The 21,154-nt window shown below is 60.1% G+C and carries 19 protein-coding genes and 1 pseudogene; 16 read left to right on the top strand and 4 right to left on the bottom strand.

Annotated features, from left to right (window positions below; translation table 11 throughout):
• Position 1 precedes the first annotated feature (1 nt).
• Entirely contained in the window at positions 2-802 is an 801-nt protein-coding gene (locus tag E2L06_RS17445) for an enoyl-CoA hydratase/isomerase family protein (RefSeq protein WP_249361497.1), read from the bottom strand.
• A gap of 142 nt (positions 803-944) precedes the next feature.
• Between E2L06_RS17445 and E2L06_RS17440 the strand changes: the two genes are divergently transcribed.
• The 11 genes and pseudogenes from E2L06_RS17440 to E2L06_RS17390 all read left to right on the top strand — a co-directional run bounded on the left by E2L06_RS17440 (position 945) and on the right by E2L06_RS17390 (position 11,792).
• A complete protein-coding gene (locus E2L06_RS17440; protein ID WP_249361496.1) occupies positions 945-2,027 on the top strand; it encodes a PotD/PotF family extracellular solute-binding protein in 1,083 nt (360 codons plus the stop codon).
• A 6-nt stretch (positions 2,028-2,033) separates the two neighbouring features.
• Positions 2,034-3,077 carry an ABC transporter ATP-binding protein gene (locus E2L06_RS17435; protein WP_138782901.1) on the top strand — a complete coding sequence of 348 codons (1,044 nt, stop codon included), beginning with the start codon at positions 2,034-2,036 and terminating at the stop codon, positions 3,075-3,077.
• A complete protein-coding gene (locus tag E2L06_RS17430) occupies positions 3,074-3,937 on the top strand; it encodes an ABC transporter permease (protein WP_138782900.1) in 864 nt (287 codons plus the stop codon). The genes E2L06_RS17435 and E2L06_RS17430 overlap by 4 nt, the downstream gene beginning before the upstream one ends.
• Complete coding sequence (locus E2L06_RS17425) at positions 3,934-4,722, top strand: ABC transporter permease (RefSeq protein WP_138782899.1); 789 nt, start codon at positions 3,934-3,936, stop codon at positions 4,720-4,722. The genes E2L06_RS17430 and E2L06_RS17425 overlap by 4 nt, the downstream gene beginning before the upstream one ends.
• A 265-nt stretch (positions 4,723-4,987) precedes the next feature.
• Positions 4,988-5,329, top strand: a pseudogene (locus tag E2L06_RS17420) (hypothetical protein); the annotation flags it as partial.
• A 165-nt stretch (positions 5,330-5,494) separates the two neighbouring features.
• The gene (gene thrC / locus E2L06_RS17415) at positions 5,495-6,742 is read left to right on the top strand and encodes a threonine synthase (RefSeq protein ID WP_138782898.1); all 1,248 of its coding nucleotides are present in this window, start codon (positions 5,495-5,497) and stop codon (positions 6,740-6,742) included.
• 276 nt (positions 6,743-7,018) lie between these two features.
• On the top strand, positions 7,019-8,449 hold the full coding sequence (locus E2L06_RS17410; protein ID WP_138782897.1) for a metal ABC transporter solute-binding protein, Zn/Mn family: 1,431 nt from the start codon (positions 7,019-7,021) through the stop codon (positions 8,447-8,449).
• Positions 8,449-8,670: a hypothetical protein gene (locus tag E2L06_RS17405; RefSeq protein WP_171052421.1), complete on the top strand. Its 222-nt coding sequence runs from the start codon at positions 8,449-8,451 to the stop codon at positions 8,668-8,670. Before E2L06_RS17410 ends, E2L06_RS17405 begins: the two co-directional genes overlap by 1 nt.
• On the top strand, positions 8,667-9,440 hold the full coding sequence (locus tag E2L06_RS17400) for a metal ABC transporter ATP-binding protein (RefSeq protein ID WP_138782896.1): 774 nt from the start codon (positions 8,667-8,669) through the stop codon (positions 9,438-9,440). The genes E2L06_RS17405 and E2L06_RS17400 overlap by 4 nt, the downstream gene beginning before the upstream one ends.
• Before the next feature lie 125 nt (positions 9,441-9,565).
• Positions 9,566-10,507 carry a metal ABC transporter permease gene (locus E2L06_RS17395; protein ID WP_394348748.1) on the top strand — a complete coding sequence of 314 codons (942 nt, stop codon included), beginning with the start codon at positions 9,566-9,568 and terminating at the stop codon, positions 10,505-10,507.
• A 37-nt stretch (positions 10,508-10,544) separates the two neighbouring features.
• Positions 10,545-11,792, top strand: coding sequence for an FAD/NAD(P)-binding protein (locus E2L06_RS17390; protein ID WP_138782894.1), 1,248 nt, complete (start codon positions 10,545-10,547; stop codon positions 11,790-11,792).
• Between the two features lie 105 nt (positions 11,793-11,897).
• On the opposite strand, the gene E2L06_RS17385 is transcribed toward E2L06_RS17390, so the two are convergent.
• Together E2L06_RS17385 and E2L06_RS17380 are read right to left on the bottom strand one after the other, a co-directional pair.
• Complete coding sequence (locus E2L06_RS17385) at positions 11,898-12,164, bottom strand: hypothetical protein (protein ID WP_138782893.1); 267 nt, start codon at positions 12,162-12,164, stop codon at positions 11,898-11,900.
• 2 nt (positions 12,165-12,166) lie between these two features.
• Positions 12,167-13,447: a GTP-binding protein gene (locus E2L06_RS17380; protein WP_138782892.1), complete on the bottom strand. Its 1,281-nt coding sequence runs from the start codon at positions 13,445-13,447 to the stop codon at positions 12,167-12,169.
• Between the two features lie 496 nt (positions 13,448-13,943).
• Between E2L06_RS17380 and tenA the strand changes: the two genes are divergently transcribed.
• From tenA to E2L06_RS17355, 5 genes are all read left to right on the top strand, one after another.
• Positions 13,944-14,609, top strand: a complete 666-nt coding sequence (tenA, locus tag E2L06_RS17375; RefSeq protein ID WP_138782891.1) for a thiaminase II — start codon at positions 13,944-13,946, stop codon at positions 14,607-14,609.
• Positions 14,606-15,373, top strand: coding sequence for a TenA family protein (locus E2L06_RS17370; protein ID WP_138782890.1), 768 nt, complete (start codon positions 14,606-14,608; stop codon positions 15,371-15,373). Before tenA ends, E2L06_RS17370 begins: the two co-directional genes overlap by 4 nt.
• Before the next feature lie 2 nt (positions 15,374-15,375).
• Complete coding sequence (locus E2L06_RS17365) at positions 15,376-16,908, top strand: sodium:solute symporter family protein (protein WP_138782889.1); 1,533 nt, start codon at positions 15,376-15,378, stop codon at positions 16,906-16,908.
• Entirely contained in the window at positions 16,908-17,033 is a 126-nt protein-coding gene (locus E2L06_RS22825; RefSeq protein WP_283241367.1) for a hypothetical protein, read from the top strand. The genes E2L06_RS17365 and E2L06_RS22825 overlap by 1 nt, the downstream gene beginning before the upstream one ends.
• A gap of 601 nt (positions 17,034-17,634) precedes the next feature.
• Positions 17,635-18,087, top strand: a complete 453-nt coding sequence (locus E2L06_RS17355; protein WP_138782887.1) for an OsmC family protein — start codon at positions 17,635-17,637, stop codon at positions 18,085-18,087.
• A gap of 435 nt (positions 18,088-18,522) precedes the next feature.
• Here E2L06_RS17355 and E2L06_RS17350 read toward each other — a convergent pair whose 3' ends face one another.
• Positions 18,523-21,030: a hydantoinase B/oxoprolinase family protein gene (locus tag E2L06_RS17350; RefSeq protein WP_138782886.1), complete on the bottom strand. Its 2,508-nt coding sequence runs from the start codon at positions 21,028-21,030 to the stop codon at positions 18,523-18,525.
• Positions 21,031-21,154: the final 124 nt, after the last annotated feature.

Below are 21,154 nucleotides of genomic sequence, written 5' to 3'. Positions count from 1 at the left end.
GTTAGACCCCCTCGAACGACGGCTCGCGGTCCTCGGCGAACGCGTCGACACCCTCTTGCCAGTCGTCGGTTGCCATACAGGCCAGCAGCGCTTCGGCCTCGGCTGTCAGCATGTCGTCCCGTGTCGCCTGGCCGACACGCCCGAACTGTTCTTTGGCGAACTCCATCGGAGTCGGGGCGTTCCCCGCAAGGTCCTCGGCCAACTCGTCGACGGCGTCCTCGAGTTCTCCTTCGGGATGTGCACTCGTCACGACGCCTTCATCGGCTGCTTCCGAACCAGTCAGTGACGCCGCCGAGAGGACGAGTTCCTTCGCGCGGGCCTGCCCGACGCGCGCGGCCAGCGTGTACGTGACACCGCCGCCGATGTACGTTCCGATCGACACCTCCGGAAACCGGAGCTCCGCGTCCTCGCCCATGAGTACGAAATCAGCGCTCAACGCGAGTTCAGCGCCCGCACCGATGGCGTACCCCTGAACCTTCGCGACCACCGGTTGCGGATGTGTTTGGACTGCTTTGGCGGCCTCCTGTGCCTGCCAGACGTATTCACGGCGCTCCTTCTGGGTGCGTTCGGCCTCGTCGTGGTTCTCCATGTCAGCACCCACGCAGAAGGCCCGTCCTTCACCTTCGAGGACGACGACGCGCGCATCGTCGTCGGCTGCTCGCTCGAGGCCGTCACGGATACCTTCGTACAACGCGGGCGTCACTGCGTTGAGACTATCGGGGCGATTCAGCCGGACGCGTGCGACGGCCCCATCACGTTCATACCGTGTTGGTTCCTCCGTCACAGTGTCTGTGGTAGTCATGGTCAAGCGACTACGTAGACACATATCAGTTATACACATAAATCTTTGCTCGCTCCTAATCATCGGGTTCTAACTAAGAATTCTCCCAAAAGAGGGGTGCATTTCTGGGAAAGACTATTATACCATTGTGTAATAGAAACTCATGGCAATGACACACAAAGGCACGCCAAACCGACGGGACGTACTGGCAACAGCAGGCGCCGGGACATTGACAGCACTAGCGGGATGCGCATCGATCCTCAGTAGCAGTTCGGGCAACCAACTCCGGTTCCTCGGTTTCGGTGGAAACACACAGGAGACACAGATGTCCGTGTTCGACAGCTGGGATTCGGAGATGGGTGTCCAGGGGACATCGGCTGGCGGAACGACGGAGATGATCTCGCTGATCAAGCAAAACCCTGGGTCGTACGACGTCGTTGCGCTCAACGACACCGGGATGGCACGCGCCCAGCAGGAAGACATCCTCGAGCCGATCGATCTCTCGCAGGTTCCGAACTACGAGAAGAACATCAAGGAGTCGGCGCGGACGCTGTCGTTCAACATGAACGGCGAGGACACTATAGGCCTTATCCGCGAGAACGGCGCGACGGGCTTTGCATACAATACGGACAAGGTCGATGGCGAACTCACGTCATGGGACGCACTTCTTGACCCCGCATACGAAGGAAAAGTGTCTCTCATCGACCGGACGATCGACCGGTTGTCGAACGCTGCAGCTGCAGCGGGGCTCAACATCAACGAGGTCCCGGATGACGAAGAGAAAACAGACACGATGTTCGAGCAGGCGCGTGAGGAGAATCAAAACGTCTTCGCCTACTGGGGCGACGGCGCGACATCGATTCGCTACCTCCGCCAAGAGAACGCGTGGATCTGTGAGGCCTGGGGCGGCCGCGTGCTCGCGCTGCAAAACGAGGGCTACGACAACATCGAGTACGTCATCCCCGAGGAGGGTGCGATGGGGTGGTCCGACAACCTCGCCATCGTCAAAGGAACAGAAAACAAGGAGGCAGCCCACGAGCTGCTCAATCATACCTACCAGCGGGAGAACCTCCTGTCTCTCTCCGAAGGGATGAACTACACCGTTCAGGTCAAGAACCCGCCGAGTTCGATGCAGGAGCTCCCCGACTACGCGCCCGCCGAGGATCTGGCCTTCCGGGACTGGGATGCGGTACTGCCGAAAGAGGACGAGTGGACCCAGCGACTCGACACCATCAAACAGAACTAACCCCCAATGCTCGAAGTAGAAAACTTCACGAAGTACTACGGGGATCTCTGCGCCGTCGATGACCTCTCCTTTCGAATCGAGGAAGGAGAGTTCGTCACATTGCTCGGCCCCTCCGGCTGTGGGAAATCGACCACGTTACACGCGATCGCCGGTCTCGTCGAACCAACCGATGGGCGCATTCGCCTTCGCGGGACGGACGTGACGGACCTCCCACCCGAGAAGCGCAACATCGGGATGGCGTTCCAGTCGACGGCGCTGTTTCCCCACATGACCGTCCGGGAGAACATCGCCTACGGGCTGAAGATGCACGGCTACTCGGCGGCCGACGTCGAAGAGCGCGTCGAGGAGTCGCTCGAGCTCGTCGATATGCCCGACCACGGCGATCACAAGCCGGGCGAACTCTCCGGAGGGCAACAACAGCGCGTCTCGCTCGCTCGCTCGCTTGCCTACGAGCCCGACATCCTCCTGCTCGACGAACCCCTCACGGGCCTCGATCGGGTCCTCCGTGAAGAGATGCGTGGCTGGCTCAATCGCATTCAGCGCGAGGTCAACGTCACGACGCTGTACGTCACCCACGACCAGGAGGACGCGCTGTCGATGTCAGATAAGGTCGTCGTCCTCAACGACGGCCAGGCGCAGCAGATCGACAGCCCTGAGCGGATCTACGAGTCCCCAGCCACCCCGTTCGTCGCGGAGTTCGTCGGCAAGTCCACGCAGTTCACCGGCACCGTCACCCACGAGAATGGACAGGCTGTCGTCTACAACGATGCGAAGCGGATCACGCTCCCCGATTCGAACATCGACGACGATCAATCCGTCTCACTGTACGTCCGTCCGGAAGACATCGAGGTGTGCCTCGAGCCGACAGAGGCCGAAAACGAGTTCAGCGCGACTGTGACCGATATCGCGAACCTCGGAAACCGTGCGGAGGTGTCGGCCGCACTCGAAGACGGGTCGACGGCGCTTGCACACACCACACGGTTCCCGGACATTGATGTCGATGACGACGTCTACTTCAGGTTCCCGGCTGACCGGGTGATCGTCCTATGAGCGTCCAACGGGGCGGTCTGAGCAGAGTGACACATATCATCGGCGAAGGGCTGGAAGGACGGATCGCCAACCGACACCTGGCGCTGTTCGGACTCGGGTTCGTCGGCCTGTTCTTCGTCCTGCCGATCCTGTTGTTAATCCCGGAGAGCCTGAGCCTCGGGTCAACGGCGCCATTTGAATCCTACTGGCGTGTGATGAACGGGATCTACGTGGACGCGTTCATTCGATCGTTCCTCTATGGGTTCGTCACGACCGTCGTCACGCTCGCGTTGGCGTACATGCTGTCGTACTTCCTCGCGTTCAGCACCGAGCGCGTCCGCGCAGCGATGATTCTGATCATCGTTCCGCTGTGGATCGCGTACATCGTCCGGTACTTCGGCATCCTGCTGTTCCTGTCGCCGGCCGGTCCGCTGGCCGACTTGACCGGGTTCGAAACGGACCTGCTGTTTACCACTCCGGCCGTCATCATCGGCCTCGCGAACGTCTACCTGCCGTTCGCCGTGTTGCCGATCTACAACTCGTTGAACGCCATCGATGAAGAACTGGTCAACGCTTCGCGCGTGCTCGGCGCCGGAAAGTGGCGAACCGTCGCCAAAGTCATCTTCCCGCTGAGCCTTCCAGGACTGGTCGCTGCCGGTCTTATCGTGTTCATTCTCGCGGCCGGATCGTTCCTCGGCCCAGCTGTGCTTGGCGGCCCGAAACAGACCATGATCGCGAACGTCATCGCACAGGCGTTCCTGGAGAACTTCAACATCCAGTTCGCCTCGGCGCTGGCGATCGTGTACACCGTCTTGCTCGTCGGGCTCCTGTTCGTGTTCAACACGCTGTTCGACCTCCAGGAGGTGCTCGGGAACATATGAGCACGAGCACGTCGGAGCGAGTTCAGGGGCTCACGTTCCGTGCGCTCATCACGGTCGTGTTCGCCTTCCTCTTGTTGCCGGTCCTGATCGTCATTCTGACGTCGTTTACGCCACAGAACTTTCCGGCGATTCCACAGGAGGGCGTCTCGTTCAAGTGGTATACGGAGTTGCTGGCTGACCAACGACTGCTCAACGCGCTCACGGTGAGCCTGATCGTCGCGACGGCATCGGCGGTCCTATCTGCCATCACCGGGACGATCGCCGCTATCGGCTTCGTCCGCGGGGAGTTCCCCTACAAGGAGCAAATCTCGACGGTCATGCTCCTCCCGATGATCATCTCGCCTGTCATCACGGGGATCGCGCTCGTCCGCTACTTCAGCACCATCCAGCTACCATCGGGCTTGCCGGCGCTCATCCTCGGACACACGGTGCTGTCGCTTCCGTACGTGTTCTTGTTAGTGCGTTCGGAACTGCTCACCTATGATCGGGACCTCGAGCGTGCCTCGCGTGTTCTTGGTGCGGATCCGGTGACGACGTTCCGGCACGTAACTGGTCCCATCATCTCGCCAGCCATCCTGGCGGGCGCGTTCATTGCGTTCGTCGTCTCGTTCGGCGAGTTCACCGCGACTCAGTTCCTCATCTCGCCGGGCACCAGCACCGTCCCGGTCGTCATCTACACGATGCTCAGAACGGGGCTGACCCCGACAATCAACGCACTCTCTGTCGTGCTCATCGTCGTCATGCTTGTCCTCGCACTTGCCAGTCGAAAACTCTCCTCTACCTAATTCGCGTCCTCCACGCTGGCCGTTGTCTTTTCAATCACTCCCTCAAGCCCATCGTTAGCGGTGGCGGTGAGGGTGCCAAGCCCCCGCCCTCAAGAAGCCGCCGAAGGCGACGAGTAGGGCATAGTTCACCGACAGGTCTGATCGAATGACAGCATTGATGCAATCTGTGAAGTCGATTGATAAGACCTGGGTAGATCAAGCGTGACCAGTCAGTTTTCTGCGCCTGAGAGGGTGAGGCGCATGCTCGTGTGCCTCGAAGCCACGAATGAGTACAGATCGACAACCCGAGAGCGACCCGCATCGAGATCGACCGACAAACGAGTACACGAGCGACCGCAATCGCAGCTATCCAGGAGACATTGCCCAACCAAACGGATACGAGCTCGTCGCAATCGACGAGTGGCTGCCAGGCGCGGAGCCAACACCGTATGAACTCAATCTCACAGATGGCTACGAGTATCGGACACGCTACTGGCGCTGCAGAAAGTGCAGCCAAGAACGCAACCATCGTGACGAGTTCACCGCCCCCTGCGACAACCCCCAGCCGGCGACTGCCCTCGAGGCAGGCGACTACTCGATCGACAACCCACGAACACGCCGTGCATTGACCAGATGGGAACGTGAATCCAGAGTACGTGGCTCAGCTCAGCATAACGAGGCACTCGAGTGGATGTGAAGCTAGACAACCGGTTGACAGAACTGATTGATCCGGCTGTGAGAGATGCCAGTTTTCGCATGGACGTATTTGTACCTTAGCCGTCTTTCATATCGTATGGTCATGGAGCATGTTACCGCGCTTGAATGCACTATTTGTGGAGACGAGTATGATCCCGATCAAATAATTTACACCTGTCCAGAGCACGAGGGTGTCAAAGGCATTCTCGAGGTGAAATACGACTACGACGTCATTCACGACATTTTCGAGGCTGACCTCGACGGCGTCATCGATAGTCAGTGGAAGTACGAAGCGTTTCTGCCAGTCCACGACGACGCGGAGATCATTACGCTCAACGAGGGTGGGACGGACCTCTTCGATGCGCCGAATCTAAGCGACGAGCTCGGTGTTGAAACGTTAGTCAAAGACGATGGCCGCAATCCGACGGGGTGTTTCAAAGATCGAGCAAGCTCGATCGCAGTCACGAAGGCGAAACGCGCTGGCAGGGAGATCATCACCTGCGCGTCGACTGGCAACGCTGCAGCCTCGCTTTCCGGCTACGCCGCTCGAGGGGATCTAGACTGCCGTATTTTCGTTCCTGGAGATGCACCGAGCGGAAAGCTCACACAGCCGCTGGTCTACGGAGCCGATGTGCTCGCCGTCGACGGCTCGTACGATGCGGCATACGATCTAAGTGTGGAGGTGACTGAGAAATATGGCTGGTACAACCGAAACGCGGCGATCAACCCGTTCCAGGTCGAAGGCAAGCGTACGGTCGGACATGAGCTGGCCGAGCAGTCGACAGCACGTGGCAAGATTCCCGACTGGGTCGTCTTTTCGATGGGAGACGGCTGTACGATTGCCGGTGCATGGAAAGGGTTCCGCGAATTCTACGAGCTCGATTACGTCGACGATACGCCGAAGATGCTCGGTGTACAGGCAGAGGGCGCATCCTCGATTCACGATGCATTTCACAAGCACGACGATGTCGACGATGTCGCAGACACACTGGCCGATAGCATCGCCGTTGGGTGTCCACGAAATACGATTAAAGCCTGCCGCGCGCTGGAGGAAAGTGGCGGAACGTCGCTGCTCGCCAGCGATACAGAGATCCTCGAAGCCGAGACGCTACTTGGCCACACCGAAGGCATCTACACGGAGCCAGCTGGAGCGACGTCGCTTGCTGGTGTCAGGCGAGCGCTCGAAGAGGGAATCATCGAGATCGGAGAGACAGTTGTAATAAACTCAACTGGTTTTGGCCTAAAAGACACCGAAGGGGCACGAAAGGCGACGAGTGGAGTTACGGAAATCGATCCGTCCCTCGAAGAGGTACAGAATCTGTATAGCGGTGCAGAACAGGCGTGATTCCCTCGAAGATTCCCGACAGTTAGTCTTCGCCGTTGCACATCCAGCGGGCAGTGTTCGTCGCGCTGGTGAGACACTCACTCTCTTCCAGACCGTTCTGATTGCCGAATCAATCAGAGGTGACGCATCTGCGCTCGCTTGTGTCTGATTTCACTGGGGAGGATAGTGAACTCTCATCCTGCTGTTGATACCCTTCTGGAACAGAGCAGCCCTGTTATTAAGATATGATGCTAAGATCATAGCAATTATTATCTAGGGCGTTTGAGTTAGTAACAGATGTCGCAACATACACGCCGACAAGTCATTACAACGAGTCTTGGAGCAGCCGCGTTCGGGACGATCGCAGGATGTCTCTCGGAGTCCTCCGGAAGCGATGGGACAGTAGCGCAGTCATCGTTTTTCGTCTTCGGGGATTTTGCGAGCAAGGTCGCGGGTGACATTGCAACTGCAGAGACACTCGTCCCGATCGGACAGCACGGACACGGCTGGGAACCGGGCCCGAAGGTCCAGGGAACAGTTCTCAAGTCCGATCTGTTCATCCACGGAATAGAAGGGTTCCAGCCTTGGGCTGACGACCTTGTTCAGAGCGTTCGAGACGACGATGCCGACGTGCAAACCGTGGCCGTTGGAGAGGAGATAACCCTCGCTGAAGCCGGTCACGACCACGAGGAAGGACAGAGTGACAATCCTCTCGGCAGTCACGCAGTGTCCCACGCGTGTGGTCACATGGAAGAGGGTAATGCGGATCCACTCACTGCGGCCCCGTCTGCAGCGAACGCGGCGACGTTCTCACAGACCCACCAGCCGTACGCCGTCGAACTTCCCGAAGAGACCGGATACGTCGCCTTCGAAGCCGAAGAGGGCGGTGAGTACGCGTTCTTTACGGACACCCACGACACGGTACACCCGGCTTCGGGCTCCGTCGTTCACGAAGCGCACGGCGTCGAGAGTTGCGACGGTATGGAGGAGTACTACGTGGTTCACACCGAAACCGGGACTGTCACGCTCGAACTTACCGGTGACACCGGGTCGACCGTGACAGTACTGGCGGAAGGTGTCTCTCATGACGACGGCGAGCACGATCACGGAACCGAGGACGAGCACGACCACGCCAGTGACGACGAGGAAGCGCACGCAGCCGAGGAGGACGGTCACAATCACGACCACGCCAGCGGTCGCGATCCCCACTTTTGGCTCGATCCGATGCGCGCCAAGCAGGCAGTCGAGACCATCCGCAACGGTTTCGCCGACATCGATGGCGACAATGCCACAGCGTATACCGAAAATGCCGACGCGTACAGCACTAGGCTGGACGAACTAGACGACACGTTCCAGTCTGAACTCCAGAACGCGTCCAAAGACGTCGTGTTCGTCGCCGGGCACAACGCCTTCCAGTATCTCGGACAACGCTACGAGTTCAATGTGCAGACGCTCACTGGTCTCTCGCCGGACGATCAGCCCACGCTACGGGACATCGAGCGGGCTCAGGAGATTATCTCGGATCATAACCTCGAGTACGTCTGTGCTGATCCGCTCGAACCACAGACGGCAGCGGAGCGACTCGTCGAAGAGACGGATGCAACGGACGTGCTTCCACTGACGCCGATCCCCGGACAGACCCAGGAGTGGGCCGATGACGGCTGGGGATACGTCGAGATTATGGAGAACATCAACCTCGAGACGCTGACGGAGGCCCTCGACGCGTAATGAGCGACTCGATGCCGACCGATTCCGAACCGGAGTGGACCGGATCGGCAGAACCAGGGGCGACCGACCCATCGCGTGCAGGACTACTGGCGGTCGTCGTCGAGACGACGGGACGATCGGCCTGTACGATCTATCCGCCAGATGTGGCCGCCCCGTATCGGACGACGGCATGGATAACAGCCCACGGCGAGTCGTTCGTCGATCTCGAGGAGATGCGATGACGACCGAAACAGCGGCCGAACGACACCCAGCGGACCCGATCATCAGCGTCGACGAGGTGTCGTTTCGCTACGGTGAGCAGCCAGTCCTCGAGGACGTCTCGATCGACGTCGGACCGGGAACGTTTCTCGGGCTCGTCGGTCCGAACGGGAGTGGCAAAAGCACGCTCCTCGAGCTGATGCTCGGCCTCAAACGGCCGGAGACGGGATCGGTGACCCTCTTTGGCGAGCCTGCACACGAGTTCGACGACGGCGAGCGACTCGGATACGTCGCACAGAACGTCACCGAGACGGCACGCGATATGCCGGTGACGGTACGCGAAGCGGTCGCGATGGGACGATACCCACACCGGCTCGTCGGCCGGTTTTCACGGGCGGATCGCCGTGCGATCGACGAGTCGATGGACCGGGTCGGCATCACGGAGCTCGCCTCGCGGCGCGTCGGTCGTCTCTCTGGCGGCCAGCGCCAGCGGATCTTCATCGCCCGTGCGCTGGCCTCCGAGGCGGACCTTCTGGTCCTCGACGAGCCGACCGTCGGCGTGGACGCGGAGTCTCGGGAGGAGTTCTATCACCTCCTTCATACGCTCAATGCGACCGGGCTGACGGTCATCCTCATCGAACACGACATCGGCGTCGTCACGACGTACGCGACCGAGATCGCGTGTCTCAACCGCCGACTGTATTTCGACGGCGATCCGGACGACTTCGTCGCGACCGATGCCCTTGCGGCAGCGTACGGCACTGACCAGCACGTCGTCCACCACGACCACTGATTATGTCCCCACAACCATCACCCATACCTGAAACGACAGTCGAGAGTACGGCGACGCTCGGATGGCTCCTCGGGGAACTGGCTTGGCTCTTCGAGTGGTTCCTCGAGGATGTCTACGGCGCAGCGATGGGGCTTCTCGCCGAAATCGTCGATGTCCCGATGCTCGGCTATCCCTACATGCAGCGAGCATACCTCGCTGCCGTCTGTGTCGCCGTTATCGGGCCGCTCGTCGGCACTTTCCTTGTGCATCGAGAGATCTCGATGATCAGTGATACGCTCGCGCACACCGCCTTCGCGGGCGTCGCCGTCGGCCTGTTCCTCAATGCGACGTTCGAACTGTCGCTGTCGCCGCTGCTGACTGCGTTTGTCGTCGCGGTCGTCACGGCCCTGCTCGTCGAGTTGCTAGTCGAACACGCTGGCGCGTACACCGATACGTCGCTGGCGATCGTGCTGACCGGCGGGTTCGCGGTCGGGAGCATTCTTATTACCGCGACCGGCGGCGGTATCGCCGTCGGGATCGACGCCTACCTGTTTGGAAGCCTGGCGACCGTATCGAAAGGGGACGTTGGGCGTCTCGTGTTCATGTGCTTCTTCGTCGGCGGGCTTGTTACGCTGGCGTATCGGCCACTGCTGTACGTCACCTTCGATGCGACGGCCGCTCGCGCGGTACGACTCGGCGTCAGACGCTACAAGCGACTCATGGTCGTCCTCACGGCGCTGGTCGTGGTCAGTGCGATGCAGATCATGGGCGTTATCCTTGTGGCAGCGATGCTCGTCGTTCCGGTGGCTACCGCGGCGCTCGTCGCCCGGAGTTTCAAACACTCGATTCTTCTCGCAATACTCGCAGCCGAGTTCGCGGCGATTGCCGGCGTCACGCTCTCGTACGTTTACGGTATCGCTGCTGGCGGCTCGATCGTCGTCGCAGCGATTGCAGTGTATACAGTCGTCCTCATCGTCCGAAAGCTCCCTGCTGACGCTTCACTCCGTGCGCTGAACCCGTCGAATCGACGTCAAGCCGGTCGTTCTCGAGATGTCCTCGAGGCTGACGGCGGCGACGAGCAGCAGTAGCACACACAGCCACCCAACAATCACCGACCGAAATCCAATGTACGAGTACGTCATCATCGGCGGCGGCGTTCACGGAACCTGTCTCGCAAATTACCTCCTCGATAGCGGCGGCTACACGCACGACGACCTCCGGATCATCGACCCCCACGAGGAGTTGCTTGCATCGTTCGCCACCAAAGCACGACAGTGTGGCATGCGGACGCTCCGTTCGTCGTTCGTCCATCACATCGATACCGAGCCGTTCTCCCTTGAGACGTTCGCAACTGGACACGACCGGGAGAACGAACTCGTTGCGACCGACGACTATCCGAATCGACCCTCCCTCGAGCTCTTTCTCGACCATGCCAGATATGTTATCGACCGCCAGAATCTCGCGGACTGTCACGTCGGGAGAGCAGTGAGCGCTATTACGGATCCGGACTCCCGAGACTCTCTTCGAGTCGAGACGGATGATGGGGCGTTTGATACTCGTCGCGTCGTTCTCGCTCTCGGGCTCGGTCCGCAGCCGACGTACCCAGAGTGGACGGCGACGGTACCAGACACCGCGCCCCTCGCCCACGTCTGGGGTGACGGGTTCGATCCGGCGCGGGCGACAGGGGTCGATGGCACGACGATCGTCGTCGGTGGCGGCATCACGGCCGCACAGCTCGCGTGTCGCTTCGCGGAGCAGACGCATGTAACACTGCTTTCTCGACACGACTTGGAGACAGCACTCCCGGAGGCCGACCCATACTGGATCAACTGGGGACATATCGAGACCCACCTCCACACGCTCCCAGCCGGTTCTCAGGCACGACACGACCGAATCCGAAACGCCAGAAACGACGCGACGATTCCGCCCTACGTCATGGACCAACTGACCAATGCCCGTGATCGTGGTGACCTCACAATCCGTCTCGGCGAGATTGCATGCGCCCACGCCACCGACGATGGCTTGCTCGTCCGGTTCGCTGACGGCGCGTCCACAGCGAACGCACAAGTCCTGCTTGCGACGGGCCTCGAGCCGGCACCCGACCATCCGCTGGTCAGCCAGGCCGCCGAGACGCTTGGACTCGAGCGCGGTACAAACGGCTTTCCCGTCCTCAACGATCGCACACTTGCGTGGCGACGAACCGACGGCACCGACTCGAGGGTATCTGTCGTGGGAAAACTCGCGGAGACGACTGTCGGACCACTGGCTCGGAACATCGTTGGCGCGCGTCGAGTTGCTGAGCGGCTCCTCGCGAGGTGTCCAGATTCGCGGGGACAGCGCCGAACCGCGGTTGAACCTGCACACCCCACTTGAGGGGGTGTCCGTGATCCTCGCCCGCTGTGTTCTCTCGGCTGCGCCGATGTCGTAACTGCGATCTCCAGTTGCGACGCGACGAAAAGGAAACCGCGAGAAGCGGGACTACACCAATTCTTCGGCCTGTTTTCGGAGCGATCGGTGAAGGCTCAAGTCGGCAGCGAGTCGTTCGAGTTCATCGGTCGCTCCACACAGATCGAGTGTAGACAGTGCCTGCCGCCGATACGGTCCGGCGAGACCGCTCGTGACCGCGATGACGCGAAGTTGCGTCGTCGCACCCGCCATAGCAAGCCCATTGATCGCGGTCTCGCGTGTCTGGCGCGGCACGTTTGCATCGACGGCCGTCTGAAAGAGTGAGCGTGGCGACGGCATCGTTAGCCCGACAGGCCGATCTCTTCGGCTTGATCCTCGCTCGTCTGGTCGTCCTGTTCGGTCGCGTCTTCGGCGTTTTCTTCGCCACCAAACGTTGGGAAGCGGTCCTCAAAGGCAGCCCAGTCAGCGTCCATCTCCTCGTCGGTCAGCGTCGCGTCGTCGAGGTCACTACGGAGGGCATCATGGTCCATCTCGGTTCCGATGAGAACGAGTTGGGTCCCTCTGTCACCCCACGTCTCGTCCCAGACGTCCGCGAGCTCCGGATTGTCTTCGATGTAGGCCTCGCGCTCTTCAGGTGGAAGAGACACAATCCACCTGCCAGCTGGCGTGATTCGGATCGACTGCCCGGCGACGTTCAACCCTAGCGCGATTTCCGCTCGTCCAGCCAGCCAGAAGTGTCCCTTCGACCGAACGACGTTCGTAGGAAGCGAGTCGAGTACATCTGCGAACCGTTCGGGATGGAACGGACGCCGCGACGAGTAGACGAACGAGGTGACGCCGTGTTCTTCCTCGGCGGACTCGTGGGGTTCTCGCAACTCCTGCAGCCAGCCGGCCGACTGGCTCGCTTCCTCGAGGTCGAACCGACCTGTACCCAAGACCAGTTCCGGGTCGACGTTCCCGTGTTCGGTCCGGACGATCTCCGCCCGCGGTTGGAGCACCGAGAGCATTTCCTCGATTTCTGCGAGCGTCTCTGCGTCGACGAGGTCACACTTGTTCAATAGGAGCACGTCACAGAACTCGATCTGTTCGACGAGCAGGTTCCCGAGGTGCTTCTCGGTGTCGCCGTCCATAAGCGACTCTTTCGAGTCGAACGTCGTCCAGAACTGGTGGGCGTCGACGACGGTAACCGTCGTGTCGAGTTCGTAGTAGTCCATCACTTCGATGCCGGTCTCCTCGTAGAACGCGGTCGGATCGAGATCCGACTGGTCGAACCCCATCGTGAGCGTCTGGGCGACTGGAAGTGGTTCGGCGACCCCAGTGGATTCGATGACGAGATAATCGAAGTCGCGTGCCTGTGCGAGCTTTGCGAGTGCGTCGAGCAGGTCACCACGGAGTTCACAGCAGATGCAGCCGTTCGATAACTCCACCAGTTCCTCGTCGTCCTCCGAGATGTCGGAGTGTTCTGCAACGCGGTCGGCATCGACGTTTACCTCACCCATATCGTTGACGAGCACCGCGATGTCCAGATCCGTTCGTGTGTTCAGCAGGTTGTTCAACACGGTCGTCTTACCCGCGCCGAGAGTGCCGCTCAGCACGGTAACGGGAATCGTCTCTCGAGCCATCTATTATTAACTATTGCACCTATATTATTTATAATTGGGTGCAAGCCGTTTCGAGTTATTAATAGCGGCCAGACGACACCGCAAATACGGCTCGCTCAACGGTATCGTCGGCAGCGCAAACTGAATTCGGACGATTGCTGGGATGCCGATCGCCGAGATAGCGCATACCGACCAGGAGCAGATCGCTGCGACATGAGTAATGAGGACCCCAATAGTAGGTGCAATAGCTACAAATTTTGCAGTGTATACAGTATGTAGAATAGTTGATTCAGGTACAATTTGCTAGACGTGTATACTCACGCCTTCATCAGTGATGTCAACACTGCCGTTCTCGATTTCGGCTGTATCGATCTGCTACCCTGTACAGACGCCACACCGTTCTCATGTCCCGATGCAGATACCCAACCGCCACAGTGACGGTTGTCAGTATGTTCAGACGGTCGATAACCGACCTATATTATGAAGTTATAAGTCGGCAAAGCACCCATGAGTACGTATGAGCGCCACTGATGAACTGTCCACGATCGGGGACCCGATCTGGGAGGCGATCCTCGAGCACCCAATGGTCTCCCAGCTCGGGGAGGGAACACTCGATGAAGCGCCCTTCCGCTATTGGGTCCGTCAGGACTACGTCTACCTGATCGAATACGCCCGCGTGTTCGCTCACGGCGCGGCGATGGCTCCCGACCTTGAGCGGATGGGAACCTTCGCCGAGTTGCTGGATTCGACGATCAACACCGAAATGGACCTGCACCGTGCCTATGCCGAGACCTTCGGGATCAGCCAGGCCGAACTGGAAACGACCGAGCCGTCGCCGACGACGCAGGGGTACACCGATTTCCTCGTCCGGACTGCGGCGACGGGGACCTTCGGTGACCTGATCGCCGCACTGCTGCCGTGCATGTGGGGATTCAACGTCACCGGGAAACGGCTGGCAGAGCAGGGCCGGCCTGACCACGAGGGGTACGCCGAGTGGATCGATATGTACGCCGGCGAGGAATTCACGGAACTCACCGAGTGGTGTAAGGACCTGATGGACGAGGTGTGGGCCGAGTCGACCCCCGACGAACGCGACCGCTACCGCGAACTGTTCCGGACCTCCGCACGCTACGAGTACCGCTTCTGGGACGCCGCCTGGCGACAGGAAGAGTGGTCGATATGAGCGGCGATTCCGTCGCCGACACGTTCGAGGAGTACGCTGCAACCGTCGAATCCACGTCCAGCGATGGCACGAACGGCGACGAACCGCGGTTTACCGAGTGGTGTCGAGCGCGTTCCGAGCCCGACTGGACCGGTGCGACCGAACATCGGTTTACCGAGGAACTCCACGCTGGGACGCTCGATGACGCAGTGTTTCGCCGGTATCTCGTCCAGGACTACGCCTTCCTCGAGACATTAGTCGGGACCTTCGGCCACGCGCTCGGCGATGCACCCTCGATGACCGCCAAGTCCCGACTCGCGGACTTCCTCGGGACACTCACCGACGACGAGGACGACTATTTCGAGCGATCCTTTGATGCACTCGAGGTAGCCGCTGTCGAGCGAACCGATCCCATGCTGCAGCCGGTGACGCGGGCGTTACAGGATCTGCTCGAGCGTGCCGCGCGGGAGGGTGGCTATGCAGAAACGCTTGCGGTCCTCGTCCCGGCCGAGTGGATCTATCGGTCGTGGGCCGGCATGGGGACTGAGCTACCGGACCGGGACTACCTCTCAGAGTGGGTCACCATCCACGACAATCCCGCGTTCGACGAGTTCGTCGCTTGGCTTCGAGCGGAACTTGATCGGGAGGGCGCGGCCGCATCGCAACGACGCCAGCAGCGACTGACGCGGCTCTTCGAGCGGACGGTCGAACTGGAAGTTGCCTTCTTCGACGCTGCGTTCGAACCGTCTGGAGAGCCGGAAAACGACGTTCCAGATGGTGACTGACAGTGGTGAGTACAGCTCTAGCACTTGGCCTGACCGTCACAGTGCTGGTCGGATTCACCGTCGTCGGTCTCTGGTACTCGCGACGGACGGTCGGAACCGTCGAAGACCTGCTCACGGCTCGGAACTCGACCGGGACCGGCCGGACGACAGCGACGCTCGTCGCCTCCGTGATGGGCGTCTGGATCCTGCTGGCAGCGCCGGAGGCCGGCGCGAGTTTCGGGATCGCCGCTGTCGTCGGCTACGCGATCGGCGAGGCACTTCCGATGCTCGCCTACTCGAGAGTCGGGCCACGCATCCGGGAGGTAATTCCGAACGGCCACTCACTGACGGAGTACGCTCACGCCCGCTACGGTACGGCGATGTACGCGTTCGTCCTGCTGGTGAGTGGTCTGTACATGTTTGTCTTCCTCGCTGCTGAGTTGACCGGGATCGCCGGCGCACTCTCGCTCGTGGCCGGCGTCCCCCAGTGGCAGACCGCCGTCCTTGTTGGCGGGTTCGTCCTGTTGTACACGAGCTACGGCGGTCTCCGGGCGTCGATCTTCACGGACTCGATTCAGGCGTTACTTGTTTTGCCACTGCTGGTCATTGCCTTCGCGGGTGCGATCGTCTCACTCGGCGGTGCCGGTGAGATCCACGACGGCATCGCGTCTACGAATCCATCACTGCTCGACCCTGGCTTCGTCCCAGGCCTCCAGTTCGGACTCGCACTCGCCTTCGCCATTCTCGGGGCCGAGTTGATCAACCAGCTGTGGTGGCAGCGGATCTACGCCGCCGAGGACGGGCGGACGGTCGAGCGCGGCTTTCGCAACGCCACCATCGCAAACGGTCTCATCGTCTTCCTCGCGGGCCTCTTCGGCCTCGTCGCGGCCGGCAACGCTGACATCGTGACTGACGTGACGAGTTCAGCATACAACGCCGACATCGCTTTCTTCGTGCTCCTGCAGACCGCGTTCCCCGAGTGGATCGTCCTTGCGGTCGTCCTCATTGCGCTTCTGCTGGTGATGAGCTCTGTCGACACGCTGTTCAATGCACTCTCGAGCATCGTCACCGCGGATCTACCCCGGCTGCTGTCCGACCCAGATGACCGGTCGCTCAAACTCGGCGCCCGACTGCTGACCGTCGTCGTCGCCGTGAGCGCGATCTACGTCAGCCTGCGAGCCCGGAGCGTCCTTCGGCTCTTTTTCCTCGCCGATCTGCTTGGTGCGGCGGTCGCGTTCCCGCTTCTGTATGGCCTTTACTCGGAGCGGCTCACCGGTGCAGGCGCACTCGCCAGTAGCGTGCTCGGACTCGCGGTTGGGCTCGCGTACTTCCCCGATTTCGCTGGCCTCTTGCGGTCGATTCCGGTCCTCGGAGGTCTCCTACCGGCTGCGGATCCGCTCTACTTAACCGCCTTCGGCGGTGCCTTTCTCGTCTCGACTGTCGGGACGCTGGTTGCAGCACAGCTCTTTGCCGGCGAGTACGACCACGACGAGCTCACAACCGAAATCCAGCAACTCGACGAGACGGCGACCGACGGCGGGGAGGTGCGCGACTGATGGCCGTCATCGGGTCGACACTGTTTGCAGTGTTGTTGTGGGGTGCCATCCTGGGTGTTGCGACCGTATTCATTTACGAACTGTATGCCATCGCTGACGACGCTGGCTGGCTCGAGAGCACCTGAAACCAGTTCTATCGCATCTCTGCCTACTTTTTCACTCGGTCACTTGATGAGAACGGGAACGGAGCTTTCAGTATTCAAGTAATTCAGAGCGTGGAGCCAACAGTTCTATGTGTGAGATCGTAGCCAGTGGTAACATGGCTCATGCCCCAGAGAAACCGGTACAATACGTCTGTGAAAGCTGTCAGATAATCTATGCAGGTACGCCGATCCACGAATCCGGAGGCGAGCATACGTTCGAGCCACCGGATTCGTGTGGTGCGTGTGACGGGTCCTCATTTATCAAACTCACTAACTGGGTACACCACCACAATTGAACCGCCTCGGGGTCAACCCCGAGGTACTCGGCCTGCTTTTCTCTGTGGACGCTGTTTCCACGCCGTTTGGCTCCGCTAACGCTACGTCTGCGAAGCTATTGCGTTGCCGACTCACTCACATCGAAATACTTGCCGGAAGAGATGACTTCCTCAACAATCTCGATCCACGGTGAATGAGAGCTTTGAGGACGCTCGACTGGAACAACGCAGAATACGAACGTCACAGAGGGCGGCGCATCTCCCCCCGGTCGTTCGGTTGATGAGATGTCGTCCCATCAAACGAAACGATGAGCGAGGCAGATCATATCCAACGATTCACGGTTTCAGCAGAAAGTGAGAGCGAGACAAAGACGGTCGTCGAGGCGCGAGACTTCGAATTCGTCATTGATGAGCCTGCAGCATTAGGCGGCACCAACGACGGCCCCAATCCCGTTGAGTACCTCATCGGCGCGTGGGCTGGCTGCCTCAACGTTGTCGTGCATACCGTCAGCGAAGAGCGGGGGATCGACCTCGACAGTGTCGAGATCGAAATTCAAGGCGATCTCGACCCGCGGAAGTTCCTCGGCGCGGCCGACGACGTTCGCGCGGGTTATCAAGACCTCGGCGTGACGATCCACGTCGAGTCTACCGCCGATCAGGAAACCCTGGATGCGTTGAGCGAGGAGGTCGAGGAGCGCTGCCCCGTTGGCGATAACATCGGGAATCCGACGCCGACGGACGTGACTATCGAAGCAAATTGATCGATCAGAGCAGGAGAGTCTCAGTACCTGCCACCGCTACGCGCAGTCCTGGTCTGACGTAATATCTAGAACGCCGATCCGAGCAGGAGCGTGACCTCGATTCGCTGGTTAGCGCCATAAAGAGCGGGCGAGCAGTACGTTCCAGGACGGTGGTGCAGGCATGTTCCTGCCACGGAACCTTTTGCAAGCCTTCCTACCACCCACACGGCCCCGACTACCCACGGCTCCTGCACTTCATAACCAGACGTGCCGATGGGGCCACTGAACGCGACCCCACCGGGTCGTACTGTTTTGTGCTTCCTCCCAAATTAGACTGGACCTTGTTCTTGCCGACCGTATTCCGCCGCGAGTCGCAATTCCATACCTACCGCCGAAACGGGGTGGCTACGTTCACGGATGTCGGATACAGAGACACCACAGTTGTCAGCCGTCGCGTTAGTCATCATCGGCCGCTCGTTCCCGATCACCAAACGTCGATTCCGGACCAGAGAGGTCCCGAATAGAGCGGTCGGTCCACGTGTACGGGACGTACGGTTCGTCACCAACGTCGAGCCACGTTTTGTGTCCCCGTGTGGGGCTGTCCCACATCGGACGGAGTCCGGAGTCAAACCGGTTGTCGAGTGATTGTTGTGCCTTCTCGCTGAGGTCGAACTCGAACTCGTCCGGTAGCTCCCAAAAATCGCGGAAGAAGGCGGCGAACTGCGCACTCATCCGCATGCTGCTCTCGTAGGTCTTCTTCACGTCGTCGATGAGGTCATCCTCGTTGTGAATTCGCTCACGTTCTTGTGCATACCATTCTGAGACCGGCTGTGCCTTCTCGGTTCGCTCTGCGCGCCGCTCTTGACGGCGCTTTTCGGTCGCTTCCGCGTCGAGTTCCCATTCGCCCTGCACGGCGGAGTTATGCATTGCTTCGTCGTCGACCTTCTCGACAATGACGCCGTAGGCGTCTTCTGCATGCCGGGGCAGGACGTAGCCATCGTGGATGTCCGCGAGGACGTCTTCGGGGTCGCGCTCGAGGGGATCACCGAGCCCCGAGCCCCCGCGGAGATAGTTCAGATACATGTCGTAGTCGTCGAACTCTTTGGGCGTGCTGATCCCCTCTGGGCGGCGGGTAATCTCGCCATCGATCTTGGATTCGAAGTCACCGCTTTCGGGGTCGAGGTCGTGCTGTGGGTAGTCCTCGCCGTTCTCGAAGCGCTCCTCGAGATCCGTATCTTGAGCGTTGAGGATGTACCCTGACGCAGCGGGGTAGCCACCGAAGAGGCCGCCGTCGCTGGTCATGTAACCGTTGCCCATCTCGTAGAGCAACCACCTGCTGACGTCTTTGACCGTTCGCATAGACTCGAAGCCGGCACCGCCTGCTCGGCGGCCTACACCGCCCGTATTCGGTTTGACCGCCCGTCCAAGGAACGGAAGTGGTTCGACTGTTTCCCACGCTTCGGCATCACCCATATCTCCTTCCGGGTTCCAGACCGCCGAGGCATGTGGTTCACCGTCCTCAACGTAGCGGGCACCGACGCCCTCACAGGCCGACTCGAAGGAGTTGACGGCGTGGAGTTTGTCGAACTGGTCGATGCCGCCACCCTGCAGCCAGTTGGACGTGTTTGCGTTCCCGGCGTTGATCTCTTCCCAGAATCCTCGTGAAAAGTACCCTCGTGAGAGGTGCTGCCAGAGGGGTGCCCACGCTGAGACGAGGAAATGCCAGGCGTAGGCGTGGGCTGTCTCCGTATTCTGTGTGTTGGCCCATGAGCCAACCGGCAGGTGGAAATCACAGGCGTAGTAGGCACCGTCGTTGACCAACTCGTTTGGGATGACTGTCTGGGTAAGCATCACCCAGATGCCGCCCTGGATCGCGGCTGGCGTACAATTAAAGGGGTGCCAGCCCCACTTGTTTGCGCCTTCGAAGGACACCTGAAACGTCCCGTCTTCTCGAATGTGGAGTTCCGAGGGGGCGTGCATGATGTGGTTCTCCTGGGCGTACTCGCGGGTGACGTTTTCTTGGCCTTTGTAGAGCGCGTCGACGAACGAGGCCCCGCGGTACGTACCGGGAAGCATCGTTCGCTTGATGCGGCTTCGGAAGCCACGGCGACCATCCTCGACGGCCTCTCGTGAGAGTTGCTTGAACGTCTCAACCCCGTGTTCGTCGATCATCGCTTTGACCGACCGTCGGACCATCAGACAGCCAGTCATCCGCGTCCGTTCGTCGAGCTTCAGGAAGTCCGGCGTCCGTGTCTTAGCGGGGTATTCCTTCTTCCAGGAGTTGTAGAGTTCGAAGTTCTCGCCGATCTTGCGAGCCGTGTAGTACGCCCCGTCGCCAAAGCGAGACGCCTGCGAGACGTTCATACTCCCCGGGCCGATCGCACCAGTGTCGATGACGTGGTTTACCCCACCAACCCAGGCAATGAGTTCTCCGTCGTGGAAGATGGGGATAATCGTCATGAGGTCACACGGGTGTACGTCGCCGACGTGAGGATCGTTGTTGACGAAGATGTCGCCGGGCTCGATACCGGGACTCTCCTCGTAATCGTGGTTGATCATGAACTTGATCGCCTCGCTCATCGTGTGGACGTGGACGATGATCCCCGTCGAGACGGCGATCGAGTCTCCTTCAGGAGTAAAGAGGCCGTAGCACAGCTCACCCTCCTGCTCGACGATCGGCGTCGCGGACACCTCTTTCGACGTCTCGCGTGCTGTCACGAGATCACCACGGAGGCGCGCGTACAACTGCTCGTATCGAATCGGATCCTCGTTTTTCAATTCCAGTTCCGACAGCCCACAGTAGTGATCCGTCGCTTCCGTTTTGTCCTCGAGTTCGGCCAACTGCTCGCGGAGCGTCCGGCCGTTCCAGCCGATCCCTTCACCTCGTCGTCGCTTCTCGCGGACCGCTTCTTTTTCTCGTTGTGCTTCTACACGTCGGTCGTCGGTTTGATCAGATGGACTCATGGATTGTTGTGTGGGACTCAGTTTCGATGGGCTGGGAGACTGTCGGACAACTCGGTTCACAGGACGGTCGCACTCGAGCGGTTGGTAACTGCTGCAACGGACCACGGGCCGCGATCAAGCGGTT

It is taken from the genome of Haloterrigena sp. H1, assembly GCF_005938085.1.
In the GTDB taxonomy this organism is placed as follows: domain Archaea; phylum Halobacteriota; class Halobacteria; order Halobacteriales; family Natrialbaceae; genus Natrinema.
The sequence above is the reverse complement of the archived record's forward strand: the minus strand, read 5'-3'. Positions and strand labels throughout refer to the sequence as shown.